This window comes from Azospirillum sp. UENF 111221 (assembly GCF_058780625.1).
The window spans coordinates 64,088-89,137 of record NZ_JBSNCH010000002.1; the positions used below are offsets into that span (position 1 = coordinate 64,088).

Sequence of the window (25,050 nt, forward strand, 5' to 3'; positions counted from 1 at the left end):
TGGCGCGCCCCCGTACCACGTCCCCCCATACCACGCCGATGTCGCAACGATCCGCCGCCGTCCACTGTTATTCAGGCAGGACCAACGGCGCAGAAGGCGTATTCATGCGGCAGTTCGACCCTGACTCCAACCCGATGACGGAAGCCGATTACGGCATCGTGCTGGGCCTGTTCATCGGCATCTATCTCGGCCTCCTGATGGTGTCGGCGCTGCCTTGACCGTCACGGCTGCGGCAATCACGGCCCTTCCGGCAGCATCAGGCAGCGGTTCACCAGATTCATCAGCTCGCTCTGGCGGGTGGTTCCGGTCTTGGCGAAGACGCTGCGCAGCTGGCTGCGCACCGTGCTGATCGCCACGCCGCGACGCTCGCCGATCTCGGCCGGGGTCAGGTCGCCCAGCAAATCGACGACGAGGCCGGCCTCCACCGCCGTCAGACCGAACAGGGCGCACAGCCGCCTTCCCAACCCAGGCGCCACCGCGGCCGGATCGACGATGTAGACCACGGCCCGGATGTGCGCACCGCCGCCCCCACCACTGCCCCCGCCATCCGCATCGTCGAACGGTCCCGCAGCCTCGGGCGACAGAGGCAGAACGCTCAGCAGATAGGGCGCCCGGCCGGAGGGGCGCGACACCCGCAGGTCGGCCGCTTCCCCCCGGTGCGCCGATGCCCCCTTTCCGCCGGCCGACACCGCAACCTCCAGCAGATGGGCAAGCCGGCGCGCCTCGCCCCCCTGTTCAGCCTGCAACCGCCCCTGCACAAGCCGCAGCCCGTCCCGCGCATCGATCATCGCCTGCCCGGCCCGGTTCAGGCCGGCGATCCGCCCGGCGGCGTCGAGCAGGACAACCCCCATCGGCAGCCGGTCGATGGCACGGCCGCTCCAGCAGGCCTCCTCCCGGCCGTCCCGGCCTGCCAGCAACCGGACGCGCAGCCGCATCGCCCGCTGGAGATGCGGGGCACAGTCCTGAAGGAGGCAGACCGTCTCGTCGGAAAAGGGGAGGGCATCGGCGGGCCGATGGAGGCTCAGCACCGGCTGCACCGACGAAAGCTCGCCGCCGTCGGACAGGGTGAGTGCGCACAGCCGGCCCATGCCGTGATCCCGCAGCAGCTCGTTGAAGAAGGCCGAGCGCCGCAGAACCGCATCCGGCACCAGCTCCTCGCCGCGGCGGACGACGCAGCGGTTCAGCAGACCGCGCGCCGCCGCGGCGTTCGCCCAGACGTCACGGTGGCGGAAATGCGTGGTGTAGTCGGCCAGCTGCCTGTCGGTGATGTTGTGGCGGGCCCACAATGCCGCGGTCAGGCTGTCATGGCGGGGGGCGGCGGTAAACAGGAAGCCGTGCGTCGCATCGGTCAAGGCGCAGAGCCGCTCCAAAACCCCTCCCCAGCGCTCCGGAAAGGTCACGGCGTCGTAGATGGCCTCGATCAACTGGTCAGCGCTGTCCACTATAGGGAAATCCTCCGTTAGCAATCAATTTCCCGTAGGCAACATTTCTCATTCAAGCGCCATCGGTTGCATATGACCATAGTCCAAGCGCCTCGTCCGTCATGTGGAGGATGCGATCCCGGGAATTTTCCTCAAAAGTCACAGGAAGAGTCCCTGCCGCAGACAGGAGCCTTCGAACCGGAGCACGCCCCCATGACCGCGTCCATGATCGATGACGGCCGAATGGATCATGCCGGCCCATCGCCGCAGCACTGGACGACCGGAAGCCGGGTACGCTGGGCTCTGGTTGCCGACCGCAATCCATTGCTGCGCGAGGGGCTGCGGCTTTACCTGGAGACGCTGGGTTGGGGGGTGGTGGCGGGCCGAACAATGGAGGAAGGACTGGCTCTGCTGGCGCGGTCCCCTGCCGCCTTGTCCGGTGCCATCGGTCCCGACCTGATCGTGCTGGGGGAGACCGGACCGGAGCGGCGGGAAGCCGAAGGTCCGTGGCCATCCGTCTTCGACCGGCTGACCGCGATGCGCGGTGCCGTCCGCCCAGTCCTGCTGTCCATCGCCGAGACCAATCACGACCTGATGGTCCGGGCGCGGAACCGCGGCTTTGAAGCCATCCACATCGATATGCCGCCGCTCAATCTGGAGGAATTGCTGCTCGGCTGCGTCCGTCGCATCGAACGGGAATAAGGTAATGGCATGTTCTCACTACATATTTTCATGAAGACATGTCATTTTATTTTCAAAGCATCTTGTTTGGGAAAGTGGCATCCGGGTTGACAACGATGCTGCCCAAGCGGCTTCTCAACCCGACCGCCCCTTAAGAGCCCCGCCACCGCCATCATGCCCGACACATCACCCCAAGCCCGGAATGCCGGACGCCGCAAAGCTGCCTTCTTCGACCGCGACGGCGTGCTGAACGAAGACATCGGCTTCGCCCACCGTCCCGACCAGATCACCTGGATGCCGGGAGCCAGGGAGGCGGTGAAGCGGCTGAACGACGCCGGCTTTCTGGTCTTCGTCGTCACCAACCAGGCCGGGGTCGCCCGCGGCCTGTACAGCGAGGAGCATGTGCGCACCCTGCATCGTTGGATGCAGCAGGAGTTGCGCGCCGTCGGCGCCCATGTCGACGCCTTCTATCACTGCCCGCACCATCCCGATCATGGCGAGCCGCCTTACCGCACCGACTGCGCCTGCCGCAAGCCGGAGCCGGGGATGCTGTTGCAGGCGATGGCCGAATGGCCGGTGGAGCCGAGGGGCAGTTTCCTGATCGGCGACCGCGACACCGACGTGCAGGCGGCGCAGCGGGCGGGCATCGAGGGAACGCTCTACCGCGGCGGCGACCTCGACGCCGTCGTGGCCGGGATCCTGGCAAGGATGACGTGAGAGCTTAACGGCTAGGTCGGATCGACAATCACCTCAGCCAAATTGAGATGCTTGCGAGGCTGAGAAAGCCATTGAAGTGTATTTTCCTGCGGTCGTAGCGAGTGGCGAATCGCCTGAAGTGCTTGAGGCGGTTGAAACATCGCTCGATGCGGTTTCGATGTCTGTAGGCTTCGGCATCATGAGGAATGATGAGCTTGCGAGAGCGGTTGGAGGGGATGACGGCTTTGGCATTCATGGCGGCAATCGTCTCCCGCAAGGCATTGCTGTCATAGGCTTTGTCGGCGAGGACAGCGGCGCCGGACTGCCCTTCCAACAAGGCTTCGGCCTGAGTGATGTCGCCGACCTGTCCGGCGGTGACAATCAAGCGCAGAGGTCGGCCGAGCGCATCGGCCAGCATGTGGATCTTGGTGGTCAATCCTCCTCGGGAACGCCCCAGCGCCTGATCCTTGGCCCCCCTTTTCCGCTCGCCGCCTGCTGATGCGCACGCACGATCGTGCTATCGATCATCAGGTACTGGTTATCCCGGTCGGCAGTCAGCGCCTCGAACACCCGCTCCCAGACCCCGGCGTGGCACCAGCGGCTGAAACGGCGGTGGACCGTCTTCCACTTGCCATATCGTTCAGGCAGATCGCACCAGTGGGCGCCGGAACGGAGAACCCACAGGCAGCCATTGACGAACAGACGATTATCGCCACCCGAGCGGCCGGGATCGCCAACCTTGCCGGGCAGCAATCCTGAAATCCGTGCCCATTGGGAATCCGTCAGTTCGTAGCGTTTGATCCCCATCGACAGCTCCGCCTCAAAATAGCGGAAACCCATGAATCACAACTCAGTCCCGATGGGAACCATGAATGTCGATTGGGCCTAGGGTGAGGGGGACGCGTGGCGAGGATTTTCAAGAACCGCGCAGTCCCCAATTCCCCACCGAATCCACCTTGTGCATCCCCCTCACCCCGACCCTCTCCCCGGGGGGAGAGGGGGAACCCGCCTCACAAGCGAAATTCTCTCCCCCCGGTCCTATCACCTGCGGCCGATAAGACACCGGCTGGAACCTTGGGTCTGACAGGGCGTTATGGCTTTCGAAAAGTCGCCCGATCCGACACCGGGCGTATCTTGAAGTAGAGACTCACCGCCCCAACCTGTCAGTCGTCATGCCGCCCCAGCCTTCAGAAAAGGAACGCGGGCGTCATCCTGATAAATACGCCGGATGACCCGCCCGCGACGCCGTTTCTGCACAGCGTCTTCAGGAGCGGCATGCCTCAGATCTGCCCGGCATTCGGCCGGCAGCCGGCCAATATAAGAGGAAACCATGGATCGCCGCGAAATCTGGATGAACGACCCGGAGCTGAAGGCCGCCTACGAGGCTCTCGGCCCCAACTTCCGCCGCGAGGTCGAGCAGGCGCAGAAGCGCCGCAGCCAGCAGACCCTGCAAGGCGCCGCCATCGCCTCGCGCGGCAACCGCTCCGCTTCGAGGTCCCAGCCGGTCACCGTCGTCCGCCGCTGACCCCGATCCTCACGCGTGCCCCCGGACCCAGCTGACCCCGGAGCGTGACCCCAGATCTGCATGACTGCCGCTGGTTCTGCGGAGAAGGACGGACCTAAATTCGGCGTTCCGCCGTTTCACCCGTCTGTTCCCCCGCTTCCGGCCCGTCCAATGCCTTCCAACCGTCTGCCACATCGGCTGCCCCCCCGGCTTCCCCAGGGGCTGCGCCGCCCCCGCCATGTCTGGATGTCGCCCAGGAACTGGCGTCGGCGCCTGCTGTTCTGGTCCGGTGCCGGCGTGGTCGGTCTGGTCGCCGTGCTGTTCGCCCGCGCCGCCGATTACGCCCAGCAGCTGTTCCGGCTGGCGGAGGCGGCATCGCCCTGGCTGCCCTTCCTGCTGACCCCGCTGGGTCTGGCCTTCTCGGCCTGGGTGGCGCTGCGGGTGGTGCCGGGATCGCAGGGCAGCGGCATTCCCCAGGCCATCGCCGCCCGCCATGTCCAGGATCCGGCGGCCAAGCGCCGGCTGCTGTCGCCGCGCATCGCCGTGGGCAAGATCCTGCTGACCCTGGTCGGGCTGGCCTGCGGCGCCTCCATCGGGCGCGAGGGGCCGACGGTGCAGGTCGGCGCCTCGATCATGCTGATGGCCGGCTCCCTCGCCGGGCTGGGGCGGGAACCCGGTCTGATCCTGGCCGGCGGGGCGGCCGGCGTCGCCGCCGCCTTCAACACGCCGCTGGCCGGCATCGTCTTCGCCATCGAGGAGATGGCCCGCAGCTTCGAGCGGCGGACCAGCGGCCTCGTGCTGGTGGCGGTGGTGGCGGCCGGCCTGGTCGCCGTGGCATTGCTCGGCAACTACGCCTATTTCGGCCACACCGCCGCCTCGGCCAGCTGGCAGGACTGGAAGGCGGTGCTGGCGACCGGCCTCGTCGGCGGGCTGGCCGGCGGCGGCTTCAGCAGCCTGCTGCTGTGGCTGTCGCGCTGGATCCGCTGCGGGGTGGGCGGACGGATTGGCCGCCACCCGGTGTACGTCGCACTCGGCTGCGGCCTCGCCCTGGCGGTCATCGGCACCGTCACCGGCGGACTGACCTTCGGCACCGGCTACGAGCAGGCCCGCGCCGTGCTCGACGGGGTGGAGACGCTGCCCTGGTACTACGCCCCGGCCAAGCTGCTGGCGACCGCCCTGTCGGGCATCTGCGGCATCCCCGGCGGCATCTTCTCGCCGTCGCTGTCGGTGGGGGCGGGCATCGGCTCCATCATCGGCGGGCTGCTGCCGGACAGCTCGCTGGAGGCGGTGGTGCTGCTGTCGATGGTCTCCTATTTCGCCGGCGTGGTGCAGGCGCCGCTCACCGCCGTCGTCATCGTCACGGAGATGAGCGCGTCGCCCGACATGCTGCTGCCGCTGATGCTGAGCGCCGCACTCGCCACCACCCTGTCCCGGCTGGTCTGCCCGCACTCGGTCTACCACGCGATGGCGGACGCCTTCCTGGCGGTGCTGCGCACCGACGAGGCCGGCAAGCCGGCCCCGCCCAAGGCGGCGGCGATCCCGTCGCCGTGACCTGACGCCTCGATAAGCGCCCTCAATAAGCGCTGGCCCGGTCCAGCTGCGCGATGTCGTCGGCCTCCAGCCGCAGCCGGGCGGCGGCGATCAGGTCGCCCATCTGCTCCGGCTTCGACGCGCTGGCGATGGGGGCGGTCAGGCCGGGCCGCGCGATCAGCCAGGCAATCGCCACCTGTGACGGCGTCGCCCCATGCCGGCCGGCGACCTCGTCCAGCGCCGCCAGGATCGCCCGGCCGCGCTCGTTCAGGTATTTCGACACCACCCCGTTGCCGCGCGCACTCTTGCCCACATCGTCTGCCGAGCGGTACTTGCCGGTCAGGAAGCCGGCGGCCAGCGAATAGTAGTTGATGACGCCCAGCCCGTTCTCCCGGCAAATCCCCTCCAGCTCCGCCTCGTAGCCCTCGCGGCTGTAGAGGTTGTATTCCGGCTGGAGCGTCTCGTAGCGGGGCAGGCCGGTGCGGGCGCTGACCTCCAGCGCCTCGCGCAGGCGGGGTGCGGTCAGGTTGGAGGCGCCGATGGCCCGGACCTTGCCCTGGTCGATCAGCTCCTTGTAGGCGCCGAGCGTGTCCTCGAACGGGGTTTCGGGATCGTCCCAGTGCGACTGGTAGAGGTCGATCCGGTCGGTCTGGAGCCGCTTCAACGAGTTCCTCCACCGCCGTCCGGATCCAGGCGGGCGACAGCCCCTTCTTCCCCGGCCCCATCTCCGACCCGACCTTGGTCGCCAGCACGATGCGGTCGCGGTTGCCGCGGCTCTTCATCCAGTTGCCGATGATGGTCTCGGACTCGCCGCCCCGGTTGCCGGGGGCCCAGGCCGAATAGACGTCGGCGGTGTCGACGAAATTGAAGCCGGCCTCGACGAAGGCGTCGAGCAGCCGGAAGGAGGTCGCCTCGTCGGCGGTCCAGCCGAACACGTTGCCGCCGAAGCAGAGCGGGGACACCGTCAGGCCGCTACGGCCAAGCTGGCGTTGATCCATTGCATCGTCTCCTTTGAAGATCACGGTCAGGCGATTTCAGGTCAGGCGGTGGGCCGCCCCTCGGAATTCGGTCAGGTAGAACAGCAGGCCGATGGCGGGAAAGGCGAAGCCGATCCAGGTCACCGGTTCCCAGCCGCCGACGGCGAAGGCATAGCCGGCCAGCGCCGAGCCGGCGGCCCCGCCCAGGAAGAAGATCGCCATATAGATGGCGTTCATCCGGCTGCGAGTCTCCGCCCCCAGCGAATAGATGGCGCGCTGCCCCAGCACCATGTTCATCTGCACGCCCATGTCGAGCAGCAGCCCGGCCAGCACCAGCAGCGCAATCGACCCCTCTCCCGCACGCGCCACGAAGAAGGACAGCGCCGCCATCGCCAGCGCGAAGCCGGTGGCCGGCCGGGTCCAGCCGCGGTCGGCGATCCGCCCGGCGATCGGCGCCACCAAGGCACCCGCCGCCCCCGACAGGGCGAACAGCGCGATGCCGCGCTGGCTGAGATGGAAGGGCGCCCCCGCCAGCAGCAGCGGCACCGAGGTCCAATAGAGGCTGAAGGCGGCGAACATCATGGTCTGGTAGACGGTCCGCCGTTGCAGCACCGGTGTGCGCACCAGCAGCCGCCCCAGCGAGCCGAGCAGCGCGCCATAGCTCGACCGGCCCGTCGGCCGCCGCTGCGGCAGCACCCGCCGCATCAGCACGGCGAAGCCGACCATCACCACCGCCGACAGGCCGAACACCGCCCGCCAGCCCAGGCTGTCGGCGATCAGGCTCGACACCGGGCGGGCCAGCAGGATGCCGAGCAGCAGCCCGCTCATCACATTGCCGACCACCTGCCCGCGCGAGGCCTCCGGCGCCATGTGGGCGGCCAGCGGCACCAGCATCTGCACGGCGACCGAGGTGACGCCGATCAGGAAGGACGCCGCCAGGAACAGGGACGCGGTGGGGGCGACGGCCGCCACCAGCAGGGCCGCCACCGTGCTGCACAGGGTGACCACCACCAGCCGGCGGTTCTCCAGCAGATCGCCCAGCGGCACCAGCAGGATCAGCCCGGCGCCATAGCCGACCTGGGTCAGGGTGACGACGAGGCTGGCGGTCTCCGGCGACAGCCCGACCGCCGGGCCGATCAGCCCGACCAGCGGCTGGGCATAATAGATGTTGGCGACCACCACGCCGCAGGCCAGCGCCATCAGCAGGACGAGCGAGCGGGAGAGGGCAGGGTGGGCGGAGTCTTCAGCGGGCAAGGGAGCAGGATGTGGGGCGGCGGTGGGCGGCATCGCGCGGTCCTGTGCGGTCATGGCTGGTCGAAACTGGTCTGGTCGAAACTGTGACAGAACAGCGCACAGCCTATGTCGGCACCCGCGGCCGGCGCATCGCTCAATTGCGCCGCCCGGCCATGCGCGGCCTCATTCGATCTCCGCGCGCAGCCGGTAGAGCCAGTCGCGGAAGGCGCCGAAGCCGCCATCCTCGCGGCGCGAGGCGCGATAGACCAGATACCAGGAATGGACCATCGGCACCGCCAGCGCGAAGGGTGCCGCGAGGCGCCCGGCGGCGATGTCGTCCGCGCTGTAGAGCCGCGGCGCCAGCGCCACCCCGACGCCGTCGATGGCCGCCTGCAAGGTCATGGCATAGCTGCCGAAGGACAGCCCCCGCGTTCCCGAGGCCGGCATCGGATCCGCCACCCCGGCGGCCTCCAGCCAGCGCGGCCAGTCCTCCCCCCAATGGGAGACGTGCAGCAGCGTGGCGCCGGCCAGATCCGCCGGCCCGCACAACGCCGCCGCCAGCCGCGGCGCGCAGACCGGCTCCAGGCTGGAGGAGAACAGCCGCTCCGCCTCATAGCCGGGCCACTGGCCGTCGCCGAGCAGGACGGCGCAGGTCCAGTCGTCGTTCATCGGCGCCCCCGCCCCGCCGGTGGCGATCCGCACCTCGATCTCCGGATGGGCAAGATGGAAGCCCGACAGGCGCGGGATCAGCCAGCGCACCGCCACCGTCGCCCCCATCCCCACCGTCAGCACCGGCCCGGCCCGCATCGCCGCCACCTGCTCGACCCGCCGGGCGATGCCGTCGAACGCCTCGGTCAGCGCCGGCTGCAACGCCCGGCCGCGCTCGGTCAGCTCCAGCGCGTTGGCCCGGCGGTCGAACAGGGCGAAGCCCAGACGGTCCTCCAGCAGCTTCACCATCCGGCTGACCGCCGCCTGCGAGACATGCAGCTCCGCCGCCGCCGCGGTGAAGCTGCGATGGCGGGCCGCCGCCTCGAAGGCGCGCAGCCCGTTCAGCGAGGGCAGGCGGCGCATGCGTCCATCCCCAAGGTCACTCCGATCCCACCCCAACTTTTCCTGGGGCTGAGCATCGAACAATGCCGTTTGCGGCGCAACCATGCGCGTGAGAGTTTCCGGCCATCCTTTCTGAGATTGGGCGATTCATGCTGACGCTTCCGCTGATGGTGGGGCTTGGCCTCACCGTTCTCGTGACCTCGTTTCTGTCGGGCCTGTTCGGCATGGCCGGCGGCATGGTGCTGATGGGCCTGCTGCTGATCCTGCTGCCGGTGCCGTCGGCCATGCTGCTGCATGGCGTGACGCAGTTCGCCTCCAACGGCTGGCGGGCCTGGCTGTGGCGGCGCCATGTCGTCTGGCCGGTCATCCTGCGCTTCGCGCTGGGCGGCTCCGTCGCCGGCCTGCTGTTCGCCCTGGCCGGCGCCGTGCCGGACCGGGCGGTGTCGCTGCTGATCCTGGGGCTGACGCCCTTCCTGGCGCTGGCCATCCCCGCCCGCTGGGCGCTGAACGCGCAGAAGCCGCTGCATGGCGTGCTGGGCGGCTTCCTCTGCATGGGCATCCAGTTGCTCGCCGGCATCTCCGGCCCCCTGCTCGACACCTTCTTCATCCGCAGCGCCATGACCCGGCAGAGCGTGGTCGCCACCAAGGCCGCCATCCAATCGGTCGGCCATCTGGTGAAGATCGTCTATTTCGCCCCGCTGGTGGCGGGCAGCGGCGACGAGACGGTGGAATCGACGGTGATCCTGATGTCGATCGCCATGGCGCTGATCGGCACGAATCTCTCCCGCCGCGTCCTCGACCGCATGAGCGACGCCCAGTTCCGCCTATGGAGCCGCTATCTGGTGATGGGAACCGCCAGCGTCTATCTCGGCCAGGGGCTTCTGCTGCTGGCGGCCCATTGAGAAAAAAAATTATATAACAAAGCTTTATCCTGTTCCTTCTTTCCTATCCTTACTCCCTGGGGGCTACACTCCGGCCCGGTGCGCAAGACAGGCCCGTTCCCCGATCCTTACGGCTTGGGGGCGGGCTTCCTTACATCCTGGGGGCGTCCAAGCGTCCGTGGCTCCTTGCACAGCCCAGAATCGGACGAAGGGCTCTCATGAATGGCCTGATCCTTACCTCTCGGGGGCCTGGATCCGGTTATCAACGCCCCCAAGCCGTAAGGATTGTGCTTGCCCACAGAGCCCTGGACAGCAAAAATGGCGTTGCTCCCCCAGGGAGTAAGGATGGCGCCGCTCTCTCAAGGGCGTCTTTGCGAATCGAGTCGGTGCGATTCGGCACCTGCGGCCATGTCGACAGACCCCTTGGGGCCAGATTCGCGCTGTTGACGCCTTGGGGAAGCCGTTGCGGATCCGGCACTTGGCAAGGCTTTGCGACTCCCTTTCCCTTTTAAGAGGATTCGTCGGCGCGAATCTCCAGAGGAGTCCGCGAGTCGGTGCGAATCTTCCTTACAGGGTGGGGGAAACAGCCTTACCGGGCGGGGGCGATTTGCACACCCCCCGGGGCGTAAGGGTTCCGCCCCCAGGGTGTAAGGATGAAAAGGATTCTGCGGCGCGACCCTTTCCTTACTTGTTTTTCTGGTAAGGATTGATTTAGCCTCCCCCGATTCTGGCGGAGGACGGCTATGGCGGGGACGGGGCGCAGGAAGGCGCGCAGCACGGTGGCGGAGGAGTCCGTCCCGTCGGATGCGGCTGCGCCCATGGCGGCCCCGATGACTGCCGACAGGATTGCGGAATCGGCGAAGGGCGGACCGGGGCTGGTGGTGCTGGGCCCGCAGGATCTGGCCGGCGGTGCTGTGATCGACGGCGACGGCGCGGCGGCCACGCTGCCGGCGGTCAGCGCCGACTCCGCGGCCCCGGTCGCCGGCCTGACCGCCCGCGTCGCCAGCGCCACCTTCGAGCGCGACGGCTACAAGCATCTGATCAAGGCGGCGGAGGCGGTCTACAGCTACCCCGCCAACGGCACGCGGCTGTCGCTGCCGGCGCAGAAGATGCTGAACTTCATGATCCATCTCGCCGGCAGCCAGAATTTCGCCAACAAGCTCTACCGCATGCCCAAGCGCGTGGTGCGCGGCAACCACAAGGGGAACGAGCGCATCTTCGACGCGCTGAAGGAAATCTTCGATTCCAGCCTGGTGGTCATCGGCCCCTTTCGCGGCCGGCGGTCGCGCGCCGAACTGCGCATCCTCTCCAGCTATGTCCGGCCGGAGGAGGAGGAGGACAGCGACGCCGCCGACATCCATTTCCAGTTCACCGACGCCTTCCTGGAAATCCAGCGCTCGTCGCAGCTGTGGGCCAAGCTGTCCGGTCCGGCGATGGTCAAGGTCACCAGCACCTACGCGCTGAAGCTCTACGAGATCGGCATGCAGCGCTACCAGATGGACTATCCGTCGCTGGAGCTCGACATCGACACGCTGCGCAAGCTGATGAACGTGCCGGAGGGCGCCTACAAGGATTTCGGCATCCTGCGCACCCGCACCATCGACCGCGCCATCGCCGAGGTGAACCAGCTCGCCCCCTTCCGCGTCAGCATGCCGGAAGACAAGATGAAGCGGAAAGGCCGCAAGATCGAGGCGGTGACGCTGGAATTCCTCGCCAAGGACGAGGAGGAGGCGGCCGAGACCTATCTGGAGCGCGAACGCCACAGCGCCGGCCGCCGGGCGCGCCGCATCGGCAAGGTCGACACCGTGGCTCCTGCCGATCCGGTGGAGGCCGGCCTCGCCGACTTGGGCCCGCTGCCCGACGCCGACGACGTGACCGCCCTGTGGGCTGCCGTCTTGCACGCCTTGAAGGGCAAGGTGCCCGCGCCGCTGCTGGCCGAGCTGGAGCCGGACCGGGTGGAGGAGGCCCCCCAGGGTGGCCGCCGCCTCGTCCTGATGGCCAGGAACGCCGCCGTTGCCGACACCGCCCGCATGAATCACTGGCCGAGCCTGAAGTCGGCCCTGTCCTCGCTGACCGGCGGGCTGATCGAGGACGTCGCCTTCGAGGTGGCGGCGCGCAAGGCCAAAGTGGCGAAGGCGGTCTCCCCCGAGACGTAAGGATCGGCCCGCCGCGCCTTCGCGTCAGCGTACGAGGACGTGCGCCGCCTCCTTGGTCCGTCCGACCGCGCCGGCCACTTGGCTGACCGCGCTGGAGATGGCGGTGATGTTCGAGGTCACCGTCGCCACGGCGGCGGATGCGCTCTGCATGTTGGACGACATCGTCTGGGTGACGGCGCTCTGCTCCTCCACCGCCGACGCCGTGCCGGTGACATGCTCCCGCACCGCCGCGACCGCCTCGCGGATGGCGCTCAAGGCGGTGGCGACTTCGGTCGAGGTCGACTGGATGCCTTCGATCTCGGCGGAGATCTGCTCGGTCGCCTTGCCGGCCTGGTTGGCGAGGTTCTTCACCTCGCTCGCCACGACGGCGAACCCCTTGCCCGCCTCTCCGGCGCGGGCCGCTTCGATGGTGGCGTTCAGCGCCAGCAGGTTGATCTGGCCGGCGATGCTGTTGATCATCCCGACGATGCCGTTCATCGCCTGGGCCGCCGTCGCCAGCCGGTCGGTGCTTTCCGCCACCGTCACCGTGCGGTCGAAGGCGCCGTCCGTCGCCGCGCGGGCGCGGGTCATGCTTTGGGAAATCTCGCCAATGGAGGCAACCAGTTCCTCGGCACTCGCGGCCACCGCCTGGACGCTGGCCGAGGTCGAACCCGCGGCGTGGTTGGCCGAGTCCGCCTCTCCCATCGACAGGTGAAGCGCCTGATCGACCTCGCCGAAATTCTTGTCGATCATGATCTTCAGGTTGTTCAGCAACTGGACCTGCGCGGTCACGTCGACGGCGAACTTGACCACTTTGACCACCCGTCCCTTCTCGTCGAGAATCGGGTTGTAGGCGCCCTCGATCCACACCGGCTTGCCGGATTTGGCGATCCGCTTGTACTGCGCCGCCTGGAATTCGCCCCGCCGCAGCGTTTCCCAGAAGCGGGCATAGTCCGCGGTGTCGCGATGGGCGGACTCGACGAACATGCCGTGGTGTTTGCCGACGACCTCGTCCAGGCGATAGCCCATCACCGTCAGGAAATTATCGTTGGCCTTGGTGATGACGCCTTCGGTGGTGAACTCGATCACCGCCTGCGAGCGGCTGATCGCCGCCATCTGCGCGGCATAGTCGAGGTTCTCCAGCCGCTCCTTGGCGTCGGCCCATTCGACGACGAAACCGATGCGCTGGCCGTCCTCGGTCAGCGGCGTGACCAGCAGGTCGAACTGGTGCCCGCCGACCTTGATGGTGGCGCTGTGCGGCTTGGTCAGCGCCGCCAGCATGCCGCGTTGATGGCTGGGATTCTTGTGGAAGACGTCGATGTTGCTGCCGACCAGACGATTGACGTCCAGGCGCGGCAACTCCTTGCGCAGATCGCCCTCCGCCTGGCGCAGCAGCCCGACCACCGCGGGGTTGACGTGGACGATGGTCAGATCGGCATCCGCCACCATCACCTTGGCGCGCAGCGCATCGAGCGCCGCCATCCTGCGCTTCAGCGCAAGAGTTTGCTTTCCCCGTCCGAACATCGTTTCCCCCACATGAATGCGCCGGTATGTTTCGGATCCTATTGAAAGCAAAAAAACTGTCTATCAGGGAGAGTCCGGAATTATGCAGAAAAGACAATTACGGGATTGAAACATGGCTTCCCGATTTTAATCTTATCGCAGGCGGATTACCGGCTTGGATTTCATGTATTGTTGCGATGGCGAATGCCGACTTTTATTGATCGACTTGGGAAATAATCATAATGATGGGCATTTAAAAAATACCCGGACGAATTTGGTTGAAGCATGAAATACGGAATATAATTTTAGGGGCGGTTTTCAGAATGCACTGATGCGGTTAGCGATGATGAAGATAGCCGCCGCCGTGAGTAGCGCGAGGATGATGCGCCCCAACCGATCTTGTCGTCGATCCAGGCGTTTGTTGGCCAGCAGCCAAGCGCAGCCGTGCTCAACGATGCATCGGGCCTTGCCGAGCCCAGAGCCGTGGGGCTCGCCGATCTTGCGGATGTGCGGCTGAACTCCGTCACGCAGGCAGAGCCAGCGATTGTCGGCGCTGTCGTAGCCTGCATCGGCGTAGAGCCTGCCGATGGCGGTGCAGACGACCTGGGCCAAGCGCAGCAAGTCCGGGAAGAGCTTGGTGTCATGCACGTTGGCGGGCGAAGGGACGACCACCAGCGGTAGGCCGTCAGTGGAGACCACGACGTGGTACTTGGTTCCGGACTTGCCGCGGTCGGTCGGGCTCGGCCCGGTTAGGTCACCACCGTGCTTGGCCCGTACCGAGCATCTGTCCACCACGACGTTCCAAGCGGCGACGTCGGGGCCGGAGCGCGCCATGCGGATAAGAACGGCATGGACACGACGGAGCAACGCCGTCGTGTGCCACTCGTCCAGGTGGCGGCGCAGGGTCGAGCCCGAGGCACGCCCGTCCGCCGCTCGAAGCTCACGCCACTGGACGCCCTCACGCAGGAAGAAGCGGAGCGTTTCGATGATCTCGACGGGGGGCATTGGCGGACGCCCGGCACCGATAGGCCGATCCTCGATCCGGTCGATGATCCTCGCCACCAAATCGGCAATTGTTGGCCCCATGTCTGCCTCTCTGTGCCAAAGGCACAGGAAACCGACAGCAGATCAGCGGGTTTCCAGAGGGTGATCATCGGATGGAGGTTCTGGAACCGGTCTCTTAGCACCACTTTGGCAGTTCTACTGGCGCCTGTGCGGGACGAGCCAGCACCGACAACAGGGGCATCGGATCGGCACGATCTGATGAATATGCGCGAGAATGGCTCGGCGTACAGCGGGCAGCAAGGCGCTTGGCCAGCACGCTGGGGTCAGGGCGCAGTTGGGGCCGCCAGCGCAGCGGCCTTCCGGCTGGCGCGCGGGGCGCGCTTGGGCGGGTTTGCCGCCAGTTTCGCCTGTCGCGCGGCGACCTCCGCCTGGATGGCGGGCATCGCCGCCTGGGCCGACTTCTGCTGCTTGGGTGTTCCCGCCCGCACCAGCCGCTCGGCATTGGTGACGAGGGTGGAGAGGTCGGCGTCGGCCATGCCGGGAAGCCGGTCGATCAGTTCGGTGGTCATGTAATCATCCTGTCGTGATGGCATTGGCATCGGCAGCGCTGCGGAAGGCAGCGTCGCGGAGCGGGGCGATGCCGGGAACCGGGAACCCCGAAGCGGGGAGCCCGGCTGCGGGTGTGGAAGCTGGACCAGGAGGGGAGCGGACGCCGCGTCATGGTCATAGGCGCGCCAGCCGGCAAGCCAGCTCTGCGCGAGGGCGCTGTCCGTCGGGTGCGGGTTCGATGACCAGGCGGTGCCGGCTGTCGCCGCCAACTGTCCGGTCATATGAGCGACACGCATCCAGGGATCGACGAAATGCCCACGCGACGCCTGAGCTGCTTTCTTTAGGCGCATGCCCACTCCGGTCATTGTTCGGGAAAAATTGCAGCGTCGCGTATTATGGTCTTTTTCTGGAAAATACCAAGCGCACATTTCGGCTGTGCTCGGAAGCATCTGCATCGGCGGCGACGGTAATCCGGACATCGGCCGTCTGTTCTTGTGTCTTAGTGTATCGTCGACGGTCTTTTCTGAACCGTCCATATCGTGCACGGCCGTGGGCGGGGATTCTATGATCGCACGGTCGGCGGAAGGGCCATGGCCCGGAAAGAAACAGTGCGAGCGACTGGCAGAGGGCCTGTTCCCAAGCCGATCGACACCGATGGTTCACGACTTCCCATCATCGGCCAGTTCTGGCCCAACACCTACCGCGTCAAGGAGCGAAAAAGCGCCGTCGCGCCTCATTACCACAAGGCGCCTGTCAATCCGGCCACATCACGGTGGAACTGCCAAAGTAGTGTTAGGGCGCGTCCTCATTCGGCTCGGCGGCGGCTCGACGCATTTCCGTGCCAGCGTGCACGCTATGGATCACGGTACGAGCTTGCCGGATGTTTTGAAGGTCAAGAGCATAGCCGATGCCCGCTTGCTTCAGATCGGCTTCGAACGTATGCACGGCTTTAATCAACTTCTCTCTTGCCTCCCCATGCTCGGGAGCTGACGACAAAGTGATATAGCAACTAAGTTCATAGTCCATGATTTCTTCCCTTCTGGAAGATCAACACTGCAAAATCATTTTCGTCACTTCGGAGAAAACCGTTTTCCAGACATGCAATTTATCGATAAATATTTTCTCATAACTTTCAGTTGTACTGTGCTGAACACCGCCTTCCCCCGAACTCGCTCACCTCGTCGCGGCGAAGACGGCCTTTGCCTTATCTGTGCCAAAGGCACAGGAAATCGACGGCAGATCAGCAGGTTTCTGGAACGGTGATCATCGAATGAGAGTTCTGGAAACCGCCTCTTAAGTTGCGGGATAGAGGAGCGCTGGCCTGGAGGCGCTTCGCCGATTTGCCGATCGGCCGGCACTTCTTTCGGCGTCATCCCCGCGAAGGGCGGAGCCGGCTTCCCTGCCGTGCTCCCGGTTTTGCACAAAATCCACCATAAAGGATCAAAATCCTATAACCTCTCCGCAAACCGTCCACCAGCCTGCGGAGCGACGCCATGGCCCTCGACAGCCGTACCTTCCAGAACGACAATTTCCCCCGCTGGGCCGAAGAGCCGCCGGTGCCCTCGGATGGCTCGCTGGTCCCCGGTTCGCAGTTCCATGAGGAGCAATGGATCATGGCCGCCGGCATGCTGGCCCGCGGCAGCAGCTTCCTCTATGTCGCCCGCGCCATGGGATGCAGCCGGACGACACTCTGGCGGGCCTATTACGGTTCCAAGGATTTCCGTCACAGGGTGTGGTGGGAGCGGCAGGCACTGAGACGCGAGGCCGACCTGCGGCTGTCCTCGCTGCGCAGTCTGGTCGTCGAGCAGATCGAACGGCTGGTCTCCTCCGGCGATCCGTCCACGGTGCGCTGGCTGGCCGACCGGCTCGGCATCCTCGACGGGCTCGCCGACCAGCCGGCGCAACGGCCGGCGCATCAGCCGCAAACATCTCAGCCGTCGGAAGACCCGTCGGCCATGCCTGCTGCCGACCTTGCCGCCGACCTGATTGCCGACCTCGACGACGACAGCATTCCCGGCGCCTTCCGCGAACGCACCCCGCCCGATCCGCGCGCCGTCGCCGCCATCCTCGCCCGCCCGGAAGCGACGGGGCCGAAAGGCGTCTATCCCTACACCCTCAACCCCGACGATCCCTATCCCACCCTCGGCTCGGCGCTGGAGCGCAAGGGCGGAAAGGCCGCCTTCGACCGTCTGTGAGGCGGCCGGTCGTGAGGCGACCGGCCGTGAGGCGGGCCGGTGAACATGGAACAGCAGCCGGAAACCGTTTCACGCTGTTCCATCCCCTCTGATGCCCCCCCGATGCCGCCCGGGATGGCCCCCAGGAGGTAAGGATCGGCGGAATCCTCCCCCGCCGACCTCGTCATCCCATCCCCCGAACCCTCAGCCCTGCTTGGCCTTCAGCGCCGCCAGACGGTCGGACAGGCTGGTCGGCGCCGTCTTGCCCGACGCGGCGGCCAGCGCGGCGGCGATGTTGGGGTCTTCCTTCTCCGGGGCCGACGGGCGCAGCAGCTTGGCCTTGGCGTTGGCGGCCTCCGCCGCGGCCAGATCCTTGGCCGCCGTGTCCTGCATCGCCTTCAGCGCGACGGTCAGGCCGCTGGTGGCGCCGGCGAGGCCGGCGGCCTGGCGGGCGGCTTCGGCCTGACGCTCGGCCATGGCGCGCTGCTGGTCGGCGCGGCCCATGTCGCGCTGGGCGCGGGTCAGCTCGGCGCGGGCGGCCTTCAACTTGGCGCCGGCGTCGGCATAGTTCTTCTCCAGCATCTCCAGGAACTCGCGCGCCTCGACGGCGTCGCGGACCTCGCGCTCGATGTCGGGGGCCATCTCCTCCAGCATGGCGATGACGGTCTCCAGGCTCTTTTCCAGGGCGGCCTTGCGCGACGGATCGGTCTCGGCGTCGATCTGGCGCTGCAGATGCTCGGCGGCGGCCATGCGCTGGGTCGACAGGGCCTTGATCTCGTCGGCCTCGCGCTGCTCGCGGTCATGGATGGCGCGGGCTTCCGCCACCTGCCGGCCAAGCCCGTCGAGATGCTGCTCCATGGTCCGCAGCTCCGCCTCGGTCGCGGACTTCGGATCCCAGCGGACCAGCGCCTCCATGGCGCCCTGGACGGCCTGGTCGGTCTTGACACCCATAAGGTTGCGGATGAAGGCAAGCATGGCTGATTCCTGTCGAAGGAGGGTTGTTGGAGGCGCCCCCGGACCAAGGCCGCGGACGCTTCGCCTGCACAGATGGGGTGGGGGCGATCCGGGAACCAGACCCCCGTCCTTACCTCTCGGGGGCGATTTTCTCTATCCCGCCCCGTTTACCCGGCCCGGCTCATCCCGCCATGGCGGCGGCGTTGATCACCGCCACCCCGAGCTGGACGCCGACCAGCGTCGCCGCCGACGCGACGTTGCCCGATTCGATCTGGCCGCGCAGGTCGCGGATCAGCAGGGTCGCCACGGCGAAGGCGACCAGCTGGAGGATCACCGCCACCACGCCCCACAGCACGATGTCCAGCAGGAAGCTGCTGGTCGCCAGCGTCGCCGCCAGCGGAATGGCGAGCGCCACGATGGACCCGCCCAGCGTCAGGCCGCCGGCGGCATTGCCTTCCGCCACCAGCCGGCGCTCGTCGAAGGGGGTGATGCGGGTGTAGACGGCGACGCCGACCGCCAGAAGCGCCAGCGTGACGGCGAGCTGGACCAGCAGCACCGGAAGGCCGGTGCCGAGCGCGGTCAGGATGGAACCGAAGGTGCTTTCCATGGGGCCGGCACTCTTGTCGTGTGGGGGGTTAGGACAGGGAGAGGGAGGCGGGGTTCACGTCGATGCCGGCGGCGATCTCGACCGACGCGCGGCCGGCGCGCTCCACCGCCTCCACCAGGATATATTCGGTGGCGGGCGCCGGGTCCCCGGCGTTCGTCGGGGCGCCGTACAGCATCGCCTGGCTGGTCACCGTCTCGGTCCCGCGCAGGGTCTGGCGCGCCTCGCTGAGGGTGAAGGGCTGGATGCGGCTGGCGCCCGGCTGCCAGACGCGGGGATAGAGCTTGCCGTCCTTGGTCTGGAACTCCGGCCAGCCGATCATCCCCTCCGCATCATCCAGCCAGAAGCCCCACTCGCCCTCGTCGGACGGGGTGACGCTGTCGATGGGGGTGAAATAGCGGCACTCGTCCGGCTGCCCGTCGGGGCCGAGATGGATCTGGAAGAAACCCCCTCCCGGCAGATGCAGGCGGTAGACGGTGGCCGGGCCGGAGGTGACGGTTCCCACCGCCTCGATCGACACCAGCCGGTCGGTGCCGGTGTCCGGCGCCTTGACCTTGGTGGCGCTCTCCGCCAGCAGGAAGGGGGTGGGGTCGATGGTGACCGTCATGCCCAGCCGGAACAGCGACGGGCTGTAGGCCTTGCCGCCGAGCTTCTGGTTCACATAGTTGCCGAGCGTTCCGAACAGGGGCACGTCGAATCCTCCCTTGGAGCCGGAGCCCTTGGAAACAGGGCTGCCGGCGACTGCATTCGGTTTGGATGGCGCATCCATCCGCCGCCGCGCCCGCCACAGCAGGAACAGCACCGCCGCTCCCAGCAGCAGCAGGCCCCACCACCAGAAGCCGTGCCCGGAGCTGCGCGACGCCTGCGCGGCGCTGGCGCTGTCCACCGAACTGGCCGAACTGGCCGAAATCGGCGCGCGCCAGAATCCGCCGGCACGTCGGGCGGCAGCTGGCCGGCCTGGCGCGGGGTGCCGGCCTGGGCCGCCACCGACTGGTCGAGCTGGTCCAGCTTGCCGCGCAGCTCCGCATTGTCGCGGGCCAGCCGGTCGGCCTCCTGGCGCCATTCGCGGTAGCCGGGGTCGTCGGCGTTGTTGTGGAAGAAGGCGGCATGGCCCGGCCGGGTCAGCGTGTCGAGCATGAACCACAGGAACAGCCCGTCCCAGACGCCGAAGCGGCGCGGGGCGCTGACGGTGTAGGGCGGCGGGCTCCAGCCATAGCCGCCATAGGGATTGGCCGGCGCCGGGCGCGTCGACGGCGTGCGGTTAGAGGAGCCGCCCCAGCCCCAGCCCCAGCTGGACCCGCCGGAGCTGCTGGAACTGTTGGACCCGCCGGTCCGCCCCTGGGTGGAGGCGGCGGGCGGCGGCGCGCCCGGCTGGGCCGGCGGGGTGCGGTCGGCCTCCTGCTTGGTGCGGTAGCGGTTCAGCGCATCGGCCGAGCCCTGCTGGCTGAAGGTCCGGTCACCTGCCGAGGTCGGCGGGGCGGCGACCGACGGGGCGCTGTTGCCCGGCCGGGCATAGCCGCCGCTCGAACTCGAAGACCCGCCGGAGAACCAGCCGCCGCCGCTTCCGGTGGACGGCGTCCGCGAGGTGGAGGGGCGGGAGTATCCGCCGCTGCCGCCGCTGCTGCCGACGGACGGGGTGCGCGATGGGCGCGAATAGCCGCCGGACGACCGGCTGCTGGACGACCGGCTGCTGGACCTGGCGCGGGCCTCGGCATCGCCCGGCGCCAGCGTGACGGCTGCTGCGGTGACGGCGATTGCAAGCGGGGCAGGGCCCGCGGGAGCGGTCAGGATGGTGCCGACGGGGGCCGCCAGCGGCTGTACCATCATCAGCAGGGCGACGGCGGCTGCGCGCCATCGCTCCGTCCAGCGATCCTGGTACCGGGTAGGCCTGGGGGGCTTCGCGGTCTGCGTCATCCATCCTCTCGCGCGTCATCCGGGGCCGGTTCAACCGGCCCTCCCGGCGATTCGTTGCGCGAGGGTAGGCAGATACGCGGCGGCGCTCAAGGGATTAACCGTGGGGACCGGCCCCTATGCCTTCCGTCAGGAGACGGCGGCCGCCGTCCGCTTGCCCTGTGCCGGCTCAGGTGGCGGCGGGCGCAGGGTGGGCGGTCCGCCGGCCGCGGTGACGAGGCGGTCGCTCGCGGCCTCCAGCCGCTCCTCCAGGTCGCGCATCGCTTCGGCGCGCGGCTGGCCGGGCATGATCGGCGGCAGGAACTCCACCACCACCGTGCCGGGGTGCTTCAGGAAGCTGTGGCGCGGCCAATAAAGGCCGGCATTGAGCGCCATCGGCACGATGGGAATGCGGAGGCTGTCATAGAGCATGCCGACGCCGATGCGGTAGGGGCGATAGGTGCCCGGCGCCACGCGGGTGCCCTGGGGGAAGATCACGATGGGGCGCCCCTCGTCCCGCACCGGGCGGGAGTTGCGGATCAGCGACTTGATCGCCGCCCCGCCGGCGCCGCGGTCGACCGGGATCATCTTCGCCTTGGCGGCGTACCAGCCCCAGATCGGGATCCACATCAGCTCGCGCTTCAGGATGATCGCGGGGTCCTTCACCAGCAGGTGAAGCTTCATGGTCTCCCATGCCGACTGGTGCTTGGCCGCCAGCAGGAAGGGGCCGTCGGGCAGGTTCTCCCGCCCGCGCACCTCGTAGCGGATGCCGACGAGCGTGCGCTCCAGCCAGCCGACCGTGCCGAGATACCATTTCACCACCGCGACCATCTGCGGACGCGGCAGCAGCAGCATCCACAGCAGGGCGAAGCACATCAGCGCGGTCCAGAGGTGGAACGCGATGTTGAAGGCGAGGGACCGGATCCAGATCATGGCCGGCAACTTGTCAGGTCTTCGCCGACTTCTCAAGTATTCCGCGCGGTCAGGGAGAGGACGGCGGAGAGAGGACGGCGGGGAGGGGAGGGCCTTTTGCCGGGCAGGGTGGACTCCGCTCCCGGCCGGGTGCATTGTCCCCGGCATGGAGGGGGGCTGCGCGAAAGGGTGACAAGCTGTGGTGGAACCGTGATCCGTTTCGAGAATGTCGGCCTGCGTTACGGCACCGAGGCGGAGGTGCTGCGGGACATCAGCTTCACCCTTCAGCCGGGCTCGTTCCATTTCCTGACCGGTGCCAGCGGGGCGGGCAAATCGTCGCTGCTGAAGCTGATGTATCTGGCCCACCGGCCGTCGCGCGGGCTGGTCACCCTGTTCGGCCGCGACATGGCGGTGGTGACCCGCCGCGACCTGCCGGAACTGCGCCGCCAGATCGGCGTGGTGTTCCAGGATTTCGCATTGCTCGACCACCTGTCGGCGCTGGACAATGTGGCGCTGCCGCTGCGCATGGCCGGCACGCCGGAGACCGACGTGGTCGCCCATTGCAGCGAGATCCTGCGCTGGGTCGGTCTGGGCAACCATCTGCACGCCACGCCCTCCACCCTGTCGGGCGGGCAGAAGCAACGGGTCGCCATCGCGCGGTCGGTGATCAACCGGCCGCGGCTGCTCCTGGCCGACGAGCCGACCGGCAACGTCGACGACGGCATCGGCATGCGGCTGCTCTACCTGTTCGAGGAACTCTACAAGCTGGGGACCACCGTGGTGATCGCCACCCACAACGAGGCGCTGATCCGCCGGTTCGACCACCCGCGCCTTCATCTCGACAACGGCCGGCTGATGGTGCTGCCGGCGCGCGGCCGCGTCGAGGCCCGCACGAAGGATGCGCGGGCCAATGACCCGGGGCCAATCGATTCGAGGCCCATCGACTCAAGGTGGGAGTAGCGGCATGGCGCTTCGTCCGGTGCGGCCCCGTTCCGACCTGCCGCTGGCGGTCGACCCCTCCTCGCGCTTCCTCGGCTGGATCACCGCGCTGATGGCGTTCCTGGCGGCGCTGGCGCTGGCCGGCGCCATGCTGGTGTCGGACATGGCCCAGCGCTGGGACAGCGGGCTGGCCGGCGGCCTGACCGTGCAGGTGGCGCCGATGCCGGGCGCCCCCGTCGCCCCGTTGGACGAGCGGGCGGAGGCGGCGCTGACCGTCCTGCGCTCCTTCCCCGGCATCCGAACGGCGACCCTGCTGGGCGGGGGGAGATCGCCCGGCTGCTGGAGCCCTGGCTGGGAGCGGGGGCGGCGGATCCGCTGCTGCCGATGCCGCGGCTGATCGACGTCGCCGCCGACGGGCCGGTCGATGTCGCGGCACTCCGCCTGCGCCTGACCTCCGCCGCGCCGGGGGCGACGCTGGACGACCATGCGGTGTGGCTGGCCGATCTGCGCTCCTTCGCCGGGGCGATCCGGCTGGCGGCGCTGGGTGTCGTGGTGCTGATCGGGGCGGCGGCGGTGATGACCGTGGTCTTCGCCGTGCGCACCGGCCTTGCCCTCCACCGGCCGGTGGTGGAACTGCTGCATTTGATGGGCGCCACCGACCGCTATGTCTCGCGCCAGTTCGAACGGCATGTGGTGGGCCGCAGCCTGCGCGGCGGCGGGCTCGGGCTGCTGCTGGCCGGCGGCACGATGTATGGGTTGCACCGCGCCTCCCAGGGGCTGCGGGCCAGCCTGCTGCCCGATCTGGCGTTGCAGCCCTGGCAATGGGGGGCCCTGCTGCTGGTGCCGGCGGGGCTGGCCCTTCTGGCGCTGGTCACCGCGCGCTGGACCGTGCTGCGCACGCTGGAGTCCATGCCATGATTAGGGTCATGATCCGCGCCATGAGTGGGGCCATGGCTAGGACCGGGGGTTGGTCGGCACCATGATGAGCCACGGTCACCGGCGGCGCGGCGGCGGAATGATGGCGCGGGCGATTGCGCATGTGATCGTCGGCATGCTGGTGCTGGCGGCCGTCTGGCTGGGCGGGCTGTTCTGGTATGCGGCCGACGTGCCGCGGTCGTCCCCCGGCGGTGCCGAGGCCGACCGGCCGACCGACGCCATCGTCGTGCTGACCGGCGGCAGCCACCGGCTGGGCACCGGGCTTGAACTGCTCGCCGCCGGCCGCGCGAGGAAGCTGTTCGTCTCCGGCGTCTATGACGGGGTGGATGTGCAGGAACTGCTGAAGCTGTCCCGCCGTTCCCCGACCGAACTGGAGTGCTGCATCACGCTGGGCTATTCCGCCGACAGCACCATCGGCAATGCCTATGAGACGGCCGACTGGATGCGAGACCAGGGATTCCGGTCGTTGCGGCTGGTGACGGCCAACTATCACATGCGCCGCAGCCTGCTGGAGCTGTCGATGGCGATGCCGGATGTGGAACTGGTTCCCCATCCCGTCGTCGCCCCCACCGTCCATCTCGACGACTGGTGGATGTGGCCCGGCACCGCCAACCTGCTGGTCAACGAATACAACAAGCTGCTGGTGGTGGGGCTGCGCTGGGCGGTACGCCGCGCGGTTCGGGACTGATCGCGGGAGAGGATGTCAATTTTCAAAAGCGAATGAGAATGACTTGCAATTGGCTTCGGGCCGAGTTAGGGTCCTGTCCAGGGTTCACGCCCGGACATCGCCAACCGCAACGTCCGTCCAGCAAGAAAGACTCGCCATGCACGACAGCGCCGTCTCCGTTCCCGCTTCCTTCGCCGCATCCCTGCCGGTGGTCGAATCCGGCCGCCTGATGTCGGGCAGCCGCGAGATCGTGATCCAGCACGCCGGGCAGAGCTACCGCCTGCGTGTGACCCGCGCCAACAAGCTGATCCTGACCAAATAAAACGACCTTCAAAGAACCTTCCGGGAAAAACGCCGCCGAGAATGGGCGCCCGACCACTTTGGTCCGGCGCCCATTTTCTTATTTGTGATGACCTTTCACGCCCGGCCCTGTACCTCATAGCCGGCATCCTCGATGGCTTGCCGGATGGCGGATTCTTCGGCGCCGCCTTCGATCGCGACCTCGCCGGCCTTCAGGTCGACCAGGGCGCGTTCCACGGTAGGGAGAGCCTCTAAGGCCTTGGTCACGGTCTGGGCGCAATGGCCGCAGGTCATTCCGGAAACCTTCAACGTCAGCATGGATCTTCTCCCTTGGGAGTTAAGGTGTGCGGATGATCTGGAAAGGCTGCACCTTCCAGCAACGGGAAGGTCAAGCGGCATTCCGCAGCTCCGCTCAACCACCCGATCTCCCGATCGTCACGCTTGAAGCCATGTCTCGAAAATAAGACAAAATCTTGAAAACGAGACGATTCCTCAGTCAATAGTCTCGA

General features: G+C 67.5%; 27 protein-coding genes and 1 pseudogene. 12 read left to right on the top strand and 16 right to left on the bottom strand.

Annotation, left to right across the window (positions count from 1 at the left end; translation table 11 throughout):
• Positions 1-236: 236 nt before the first annotated feature.
• Complete coding sequence (locus ACWPN3_RS04780; protein WP_492243511.1) at positions 237-1,442, bottom strand: helix-turn-helix transcriptional regulator; 1,206 nt, start codon at positions 1,440-1,442, stop codon at positions 237-239.
• Positions 1,443-1,634: 192 nt separating this feature from the next.
• On the opposite strand from ACWPN3_RS04780, the gene ACWPN3_RS04785 reads away from it, so the two are divergent.
• Both ACWPN3_RS04785 and ACWPN3_RS04790 read left to right on the top strand, forming a co-directional pair.
• A complete protein-coding gene (locus ACWPN3_RS04785; RefSeq protein WP_109095254.1) occupies positions 1,635-2,123 on the top strand; it encodes a response regulator transcription factor in 489 nt (162 codons plus the stop codon).
• 153 nt (positions 2,124-2,276) lie between these two features.
• Positions 2,277-2,819 carry a D-glycero-alpha-D-manno-heptose-1,7-bisphosphate 7-phosphatase gene (locus ACWPN3_RS04790; protein ID WP_492243510.1) on the top strand — a complete coding sequence of 181 codons (543 nt, stop codon included), beginning with the start codon at positions 2,277-2,279 and terminating at the stop codon, positions 2,817-2,819.
• Positions 2,820-2,847: 28 nt separating this feature from the next.
• On the opposite strand, the gene ACWPN3_RS04795 is transcribed toward ACWPN3_RS04790, so the two are convergent.
• Positions 2,848-3,605 (bottom strand): IS5 family transposase gene (locus ACWPN3_RS04795; protein WP_492241372.1). Its coding sequence is split into 2 segments (ribosomal slippage): positions 2,848-3,281 and positions 3,281-3,605, totalling 759 coding nucleotides; the frame shifts between segments, so codons are not numbered across the junction.
• Between the two features lie 523 nt (positions 3,606-4,128).
• Here ACWPN3_RS04795 and ACWPN3_RS04800 point away from each other — a divergent pair.
• The gene (locus ACWPN3_RS04800) at positions 4,129-4,323 is read left to right on the top strand and encodes a hypothetical protein (protein ID WP_109449296.1); all 195 of its coding nucleotides are present in this window, start codon (positions 4,129-4,131) and stop codon (positions 4,321-4,323) included.
• A gap of 150 nt (positions 4,324-4,473) precedes the next feature.
• The gene (locus ACWPN3_RS04805) at positions 4,474-5,853 is read left to right on the top strand and encodes a chloride channel protein (protein ID WP_492243774.1); all 1,380 of its coding nucleotides are present in this window, start codon (positions 4,474-4,476) and stop codon (positions 5,851-5,853) included.
• Positions 5,854-5,875: 22 nt separating this feature from the next.
• Here ACWPN3_RS04805 and ACWPN3_RS04810 read toward each other — a convergent pair whose 3' ends face one another.
• The 4 genes and pseudogenes from ACWPN3_RS04810 to ACWPN3_RS04825 all read right to left on the bottom strand — a co-directional run bounded on the left by ACWPN3_RS04810 (position 5,876) and on the right by ACWPN3_RS04825 (position 9,113).
• Positions 5,876-6,496, bottom strand: coding sequence for an aldo/keto reductase (locus tag ACWPN3_RS04810; RefSeq protein ID WP_492261148.1), 621 nt, complete (start codon positions 6,494-6,496; stop codon positions 5,876-5,878).
• 58 nt (positions 6,497-6,554) lie between these two features.
• Positions 6,555-6,830, bottom strand: a pseudogene (locus ACWPN3_RS04815) (aldo/keto reductase); the annotation flags it as partial.
• Between the two features lie 36 nt (positions 6,831-6,866).
• A complete protein-coding gene (locus ACWPN3_RS04820; RefSeq protein WP_492243772.1) occupies positions 6,867-8,117 on the bottom strand; it encodes an MFS transporter in 1,251 nt (416 codons plus the stop codon).
• Between the two features lie 108 nt (positions 8,118-8,225).
• Positions 8,226-9,113: a LysR substrate-binding domain-containing protein gene (locus ACWPN3_RS04825; RefSeq protein ID WP_492243771.1), complete on the bottom strand. Its 888-nt coding sequence runs from the start codon at positions 9,111-9,113 to the stop codon at positions 8,226-8,228.
• Positions 9,114-9,241: 128 nt separating this feature from the next.
• On the opposite strand from ACWPN3_RS04825, the gene ACWPN3_RS04830 reads away from it, so the two are divergent.
• Positions 9,242-9,994, top strand: coding sequence for a sulfite exporter TauE/SafE family protein (locus tag ACWPN3_RS04830; protein WP_109490618.1), 753 nt, complete (start codon positions 9,242-9,244; stop codon positions 9,992-9,994).
• A gap of 722 nt (positions 9,995-10,716) precedes the next feature.
• Positions 10,717-12,129, top strand: a complete 1,413-nt coding sequence (locus tag ACWPN3_RS04835; protein ID WP_109449286.1) for a replication initiation protein — start codon at positions 10,717-10,719, stop codon at positions 12,127-12,129.
• Positions 12,130-12,153: 24 nt separating this feature from the next.
• Here ACWPN3_RS04835 and ACWPN3_RS04840 read toward each other — a convergent pair whose 3' ends face one another.
• The 4 genes from ACWPN3_RS04840 to ACWPN3_RS04855 form a co-directional block, all read right to left on the bottom strand.
• On the bottom strand, positions 12,154-13,590 hold the full coding sequence (locus ACWPN3_RS04840) for a methyl-accepting chemotaxis protein (protein ID WP_492243770.1): 1,437 nt from the start codon (positions 13,588-13,590) through the stop codon (positions 12,154-12,156).
• A 339-nt stretch (positions 13,591-13,929) separates the two neighbouring features.
• Positions 13,930-14,697, bottom strand: coding sequence for an IS5 family transposase (locus tag ACWPN3_RS04845; RefSeq protein ID WP_492243769.1), 768 nt, complete (start codon positions 14,695-14,697; stop codon positions 13,930-13,932).
• A gap of 242 nt (positions 14,698-14,939) precedes the next feature.
• Positions 14,940-15,185, bottom strand: a complete 246-nt coding sequence (locus tag ACWPN3_RS04850) for a hypothetical protein (RefSeq protein ID WP_109096884.1) — start codon at positions 15,183-15,185, stop codon at positions 14,940-14,942.
• A 772-nt stretch (positions 15,186-15,957) separates the two neighbouring features.
• On the bottom strand, positions 15,958-16,191 hold the full coding sequence (locus ACWPN3_RS04855; protein ID WP_109096885.1) for a hypothetical protein: 234 nt from the start codon (positions 16,189-16,191) through the stop codon (positions 15,958-15,960).
• Between the two features lie 467 nt (positions 16,192-16,658).
• Between ACWPN3_RS04855 and ACWPN3_RS04860 the strand changes: the two genes are divergently transcribed.
• Positions 16,659-17,360, top strand: coding sequence for a hypothetical protein (locus ACWPN3_RS04860; RefSeq protein ID WP_492243768.1), 702 nt, complete (start codon positions 16,659-16,661; stop codon positions 17,358-17,360).
• A 183-nt stretch (positions 17,361-17,543) separates the two neighbouring features.
• On the opposite strand, the gene ACWPN3_RS04865 is transcribed toward ACWPN3_RS04860, so the two are convergent.
• The 5 genes from ACWPN3_RS04865 to ACWPN3_RS04885 all read right to left on the bottom strand — a co-directional run bounded on the left by ACWPN3_RS04865 (position 17,544) and on the right by ACWPN3_RS04885 (position 21,720).
• The gene (locus ACWPN3_RS04865) at positions 17,544-18,314 is read right to left on the bottom strand and encodes a hypothetical protein (protein WP_492243767.1); all 771 of its coding nucleotides are present in this window, start codon (positions 18,312-18,314) and stop codon (positions 17,544-17,546) included.
• A gap of 160 nt (positions 18,315-18,474) precedes the next feature.
• Complete coding sequence (locus ACWPN3_RS04870) at positions 18,475-18,900, bottom strand: DUF350 domain-containing protein (RefSeq protein ID WP_109448796.1); 426 nt, start codon at positions 18,898-18,900, stop codon at positions 18,475-18,477.
• 28 nt (positions 18,901-18,928) lie between these two features.
• Complete coding sequence (locus ACWPN3_RS04875) at positions 18,929-19,588, bottom strand: DUF2491 family protein (RefSeq protein ID WP_492261149.1); 660 nt, start codon at positions 19,586-19,588, stop codon at positions 18,929-18,931.
• A complete protein-coding gene (locus ACWPN3_RS04880) occupies positions 19,555-20,811 on the bottom strand; it encodes a hypothetical protein (RefSeq protein ID WP_492261150.1) in 1,257 nt (418 codons plus the stop codon). The genes ACWPN3_RS04875 and ACWPN3_RS04880 overlap by 34 nt, the downstream gene beginning before the upstream one ends.
• 126 nt (positions 20,812-20,937) lie before the next feature.
• Positions 20,938-21,720, bottom strand: a complete 783-nt coding sequence (locus tag ACWPN3_RS04885) for a lysophospholipid acyltransferase family protein (RefSeq protein WP_109448792.1) — start codon at positions 21,718-21,720, stop codon at positions 20,938-20,940.
• Positions 21,721-21,909: 189 nt separating this feature from the next.
• Between ACWPN3_RS04885 and ftsE the strand changes: the two genes are divergently transcribed.
• From ftsE to hemP, 5 genes are all read left to right on the top strand, one after another.
• Complete coding sequence (gene ftsE / locus ACWPN3_RS04890; protein ID WP_109448790.1) at positions 21,910-22,659, top strand: cell division ATP-binding protein FtsE; 750 nt, start codon at positions 21,910-21,912, stop codon at positions 22,657-22,659.
• Between the two features lie 4 nt (positions 22,660-22,663).
• Complete coding sequence (locus tag ACWPN3_RS04895; RefSeq protein ID WP_492243764.1) at positions 22,664-23,035, top strand: hypothetical protein; 372 nt, start codon at positions 22,664-22,666, stop codon at positions 23,033-23,035.
• Positions 23,023-23,556: a cell division protein FtsX gene (locus ACWPN3_RS04900; protein ID WP_492243763.1), complete on the top strand. Its 534-nt coding sequence runs from the start codon at positions 23,023-23,025 to the stop codon at positions 23,554-23,556. The genes ACWPN3_RS04895 and ACWPN3_RS04900 overlap by 13 nt, the downstream gene beginning before the upstream one ends.
• 64 nt (positions 23,557-23,620) lie before the next feature.
• Positions 23,621-24,262, top strand: coding sequence for a YdcF family protein (locus ACWPN3_RS04905; RefSeq protein ID WP_492244003.1), 642 nt, complete (start codon positions 23,621-23,623; stop codon positions 24,260-24,262).
• Positions 24,263-24,398: 136 nt separating this feature from the next.
• The gene (gene hemP / locus ACWPN3_RS04910) at positions 24,399-24,563 is read left to right on the top strand and encodes a hemin uptake protein HemP (RefSeq protein ID WP_098735831.1); all 165 of its coding nucleotides are present in this window, start codon (positions 24,399-24,401) and stop codon (positions 24,561-24,563) included.
• 95 nt (positions 24,564-24,658) lie between these two features.
• On the opposite strand, the gene ACWPN3_RS04915 is transcribed toward hemP, so the two are convergent.
• A complete protein-coding gene (locus ACWPN3_RS04915; RefSeq protein WP_109448786.1) occupies positions 24,659-24,859 on the bottom strand; it encodes a heavy-metal-associated domain-containing protein in 201 nt (66 codons plus the stop codon).
• Between the last annotated feature and the right edge of the window lie 191 nt (positions 24,860-25,050).

What these genes read in the sequence shown, in the direction of transcription:
- ACWPN3_RS04785 (WP_109095254.1), top strand. Translation starts at nt 1,635, where the DNA reads ATGACCGCGTCCATGATCGATGACGGCCGAATGGATCATGCCGGCCCA.
- ACWPN3_RS04790 (WP_492243510.1), top strand. Translation starts at nt 2,277, where the DNA reads ATGCCCGACACATCACCCCAAGCCCGGAATGCCGGACGCCGCAAAGCT.
- ACWPN3_RS04800 (WP_109449296.1), top strand. Translation starts at nt 4,129, where the DNA reads ATGGATCGCCGCGAAATCTGGATGAACGACCCGGAGCTGAAGGCCGCC.
- ACWPN3_RS04805 (WP_492243774.1), top strand. Translation starts at nt 4,474, where the DNA reads ATGCCTTCCAACCGTCTGCCACATCGGCTGCCCCCCCGGCTTCCCCAG.
- ACWPN3_RS04820 (WP_492243772.1), bottom strand. Translation starts at nt 8,117, where the DNA reads ATGACCGCACAGGACCGCGCGATGCCGCCCACCGCCGCCCCACATCCT.
- ACWPN3_RS04825 (WP_492243771.1), bottom strand. Translation starts at nt 9,113, where the DNA reads ATGCGCCGCCTGCCCTCGCTGAACGGGCTGCGCGCCTTCGAGGCGGCG.
- ACWPN3_RS04830 (WP_109490618.1), top strand. Translation starts at nt 9,242, where the DNA reads ATGCTGACGCTTCCGCTGATGGTGGGGCTTGGCCTCACCGTTCTCGTG.
- ACWPN3_RS04835 (WP_109449286.1), top strand. Translation starts at nt 10,717, where the DNA reads ATGGCGGGGACGGGGCGCAGGAAGGCGCGCAGCACGGTGGCGGAGGAG.
- ACWPN3_RS04840 (WP_492243770.1), bottom strand. Translation starts at nt 13,590, where the DNA reads ATGGCGGCGCTCGATGCGCTGCGCGCCAAGGTGATGGTGGCGGATGCC.
- ACWPN3_RS04845 (WP_492243769.1), bottom strand. Translation starts at nt 14,697, where the DNA reads ATGGGGCCAACAATTGCCGATTTGGTGGCGAGGATCATCGACCGGATC.
- ACWPN3_RS04850 (WP_109096884.1), bottom strand. Translation starts at nt 15,185, where the DNA reads ATGACCACCGAACTGATCGACCGGCTTCCCGGCATGGCCGACGCCGAC.
- ACWPN3_RS04855 (WP_109096885.1), bottom strand. Translation starts at nt 16,191, where the DNA reads ATGGACTATGAACTTAGTTGCTATATCACTTTGTCGTCAGCTCCCGAG.
- ACWPN3_RS04860 (WP_492243768.1), top strand. Translation starts at nt 16,659, where the DNA reads ATGGCCCTCGACAGCCGTACCTTCCAGAACGACAATTTCCCCCGCTGG.
- ACWPN3_RS04865 (WP_492243767.1), bottom strand. Translation starts at nt 18,314, where the DNA reads ATGCTTGCCTTCATCCGCAACCTTATGGGTGTCAAGACCGACCAGGCC.
- ACWPN3_RS04870 (WP_109448796.1), bottom strand. Translation starts at nt 18,900, where the DNA reads ATGGAAAGCACCTTCGGTTCCATCCTGACCGCGCTCGGCACCGGCCTT.
- ACWPN3_RS04880 (WP_492261150.1), bottom strand. Translation starts at nt 20,811, where the DNA reads ATGACGCAGACCGCGAAGCCCCCCAGGCCTACCCGGTACCAGGATCGC.
- ACWPN3_RS04885 (WP_109448792.1), bottom strand. Translation starts at nt 21,720, where the DNA reads ATGATCTGGATCCGGTCCCTCGCCTTCAACATCGCGTTCCACCTCTGG.
- ACWPN3_RS04895 (WP_492243764.1), top strand. Translation starts at nt 22,664, where the DNA reads ATGGCGCTTCGTCCGGTGCGGCCCCGTTCCGACCTGCCGCTGGCGGTC.
- ACWPN3_RS04900 (WP_492243763.1), top strand. Translation starts at nt 23,023, where the DNA reads ATGCCGCGGCTGATCGACGTCGCCGCCGACGGGCCGGTCGATGTCGCG.
- ACWPN3_RS04905 (WP_492244003.1), top strand. Translation starts at nt 23,621, where the DNA reads ATGAGCCACGGTCACCGGCGGCGCGGCGGCGGAATGATGGCGCGGGCG.
- hemP (WP_098735831.1), top strand. Translation starts at nt 24,399, where the DNA reads ATGCACGACAGCGCCGTCTCCGTTCCCGCTTCCTTCGCCGCATCCCTG.
- ACWPN3_RS04915 (WP_109448786.1), bottom strand. Translation starts at nt 24,859, where the DNA reads ATGCTGACGTTGAAGGTTTCCGGAATGACCTGCGGCCATTGCGCCCAG.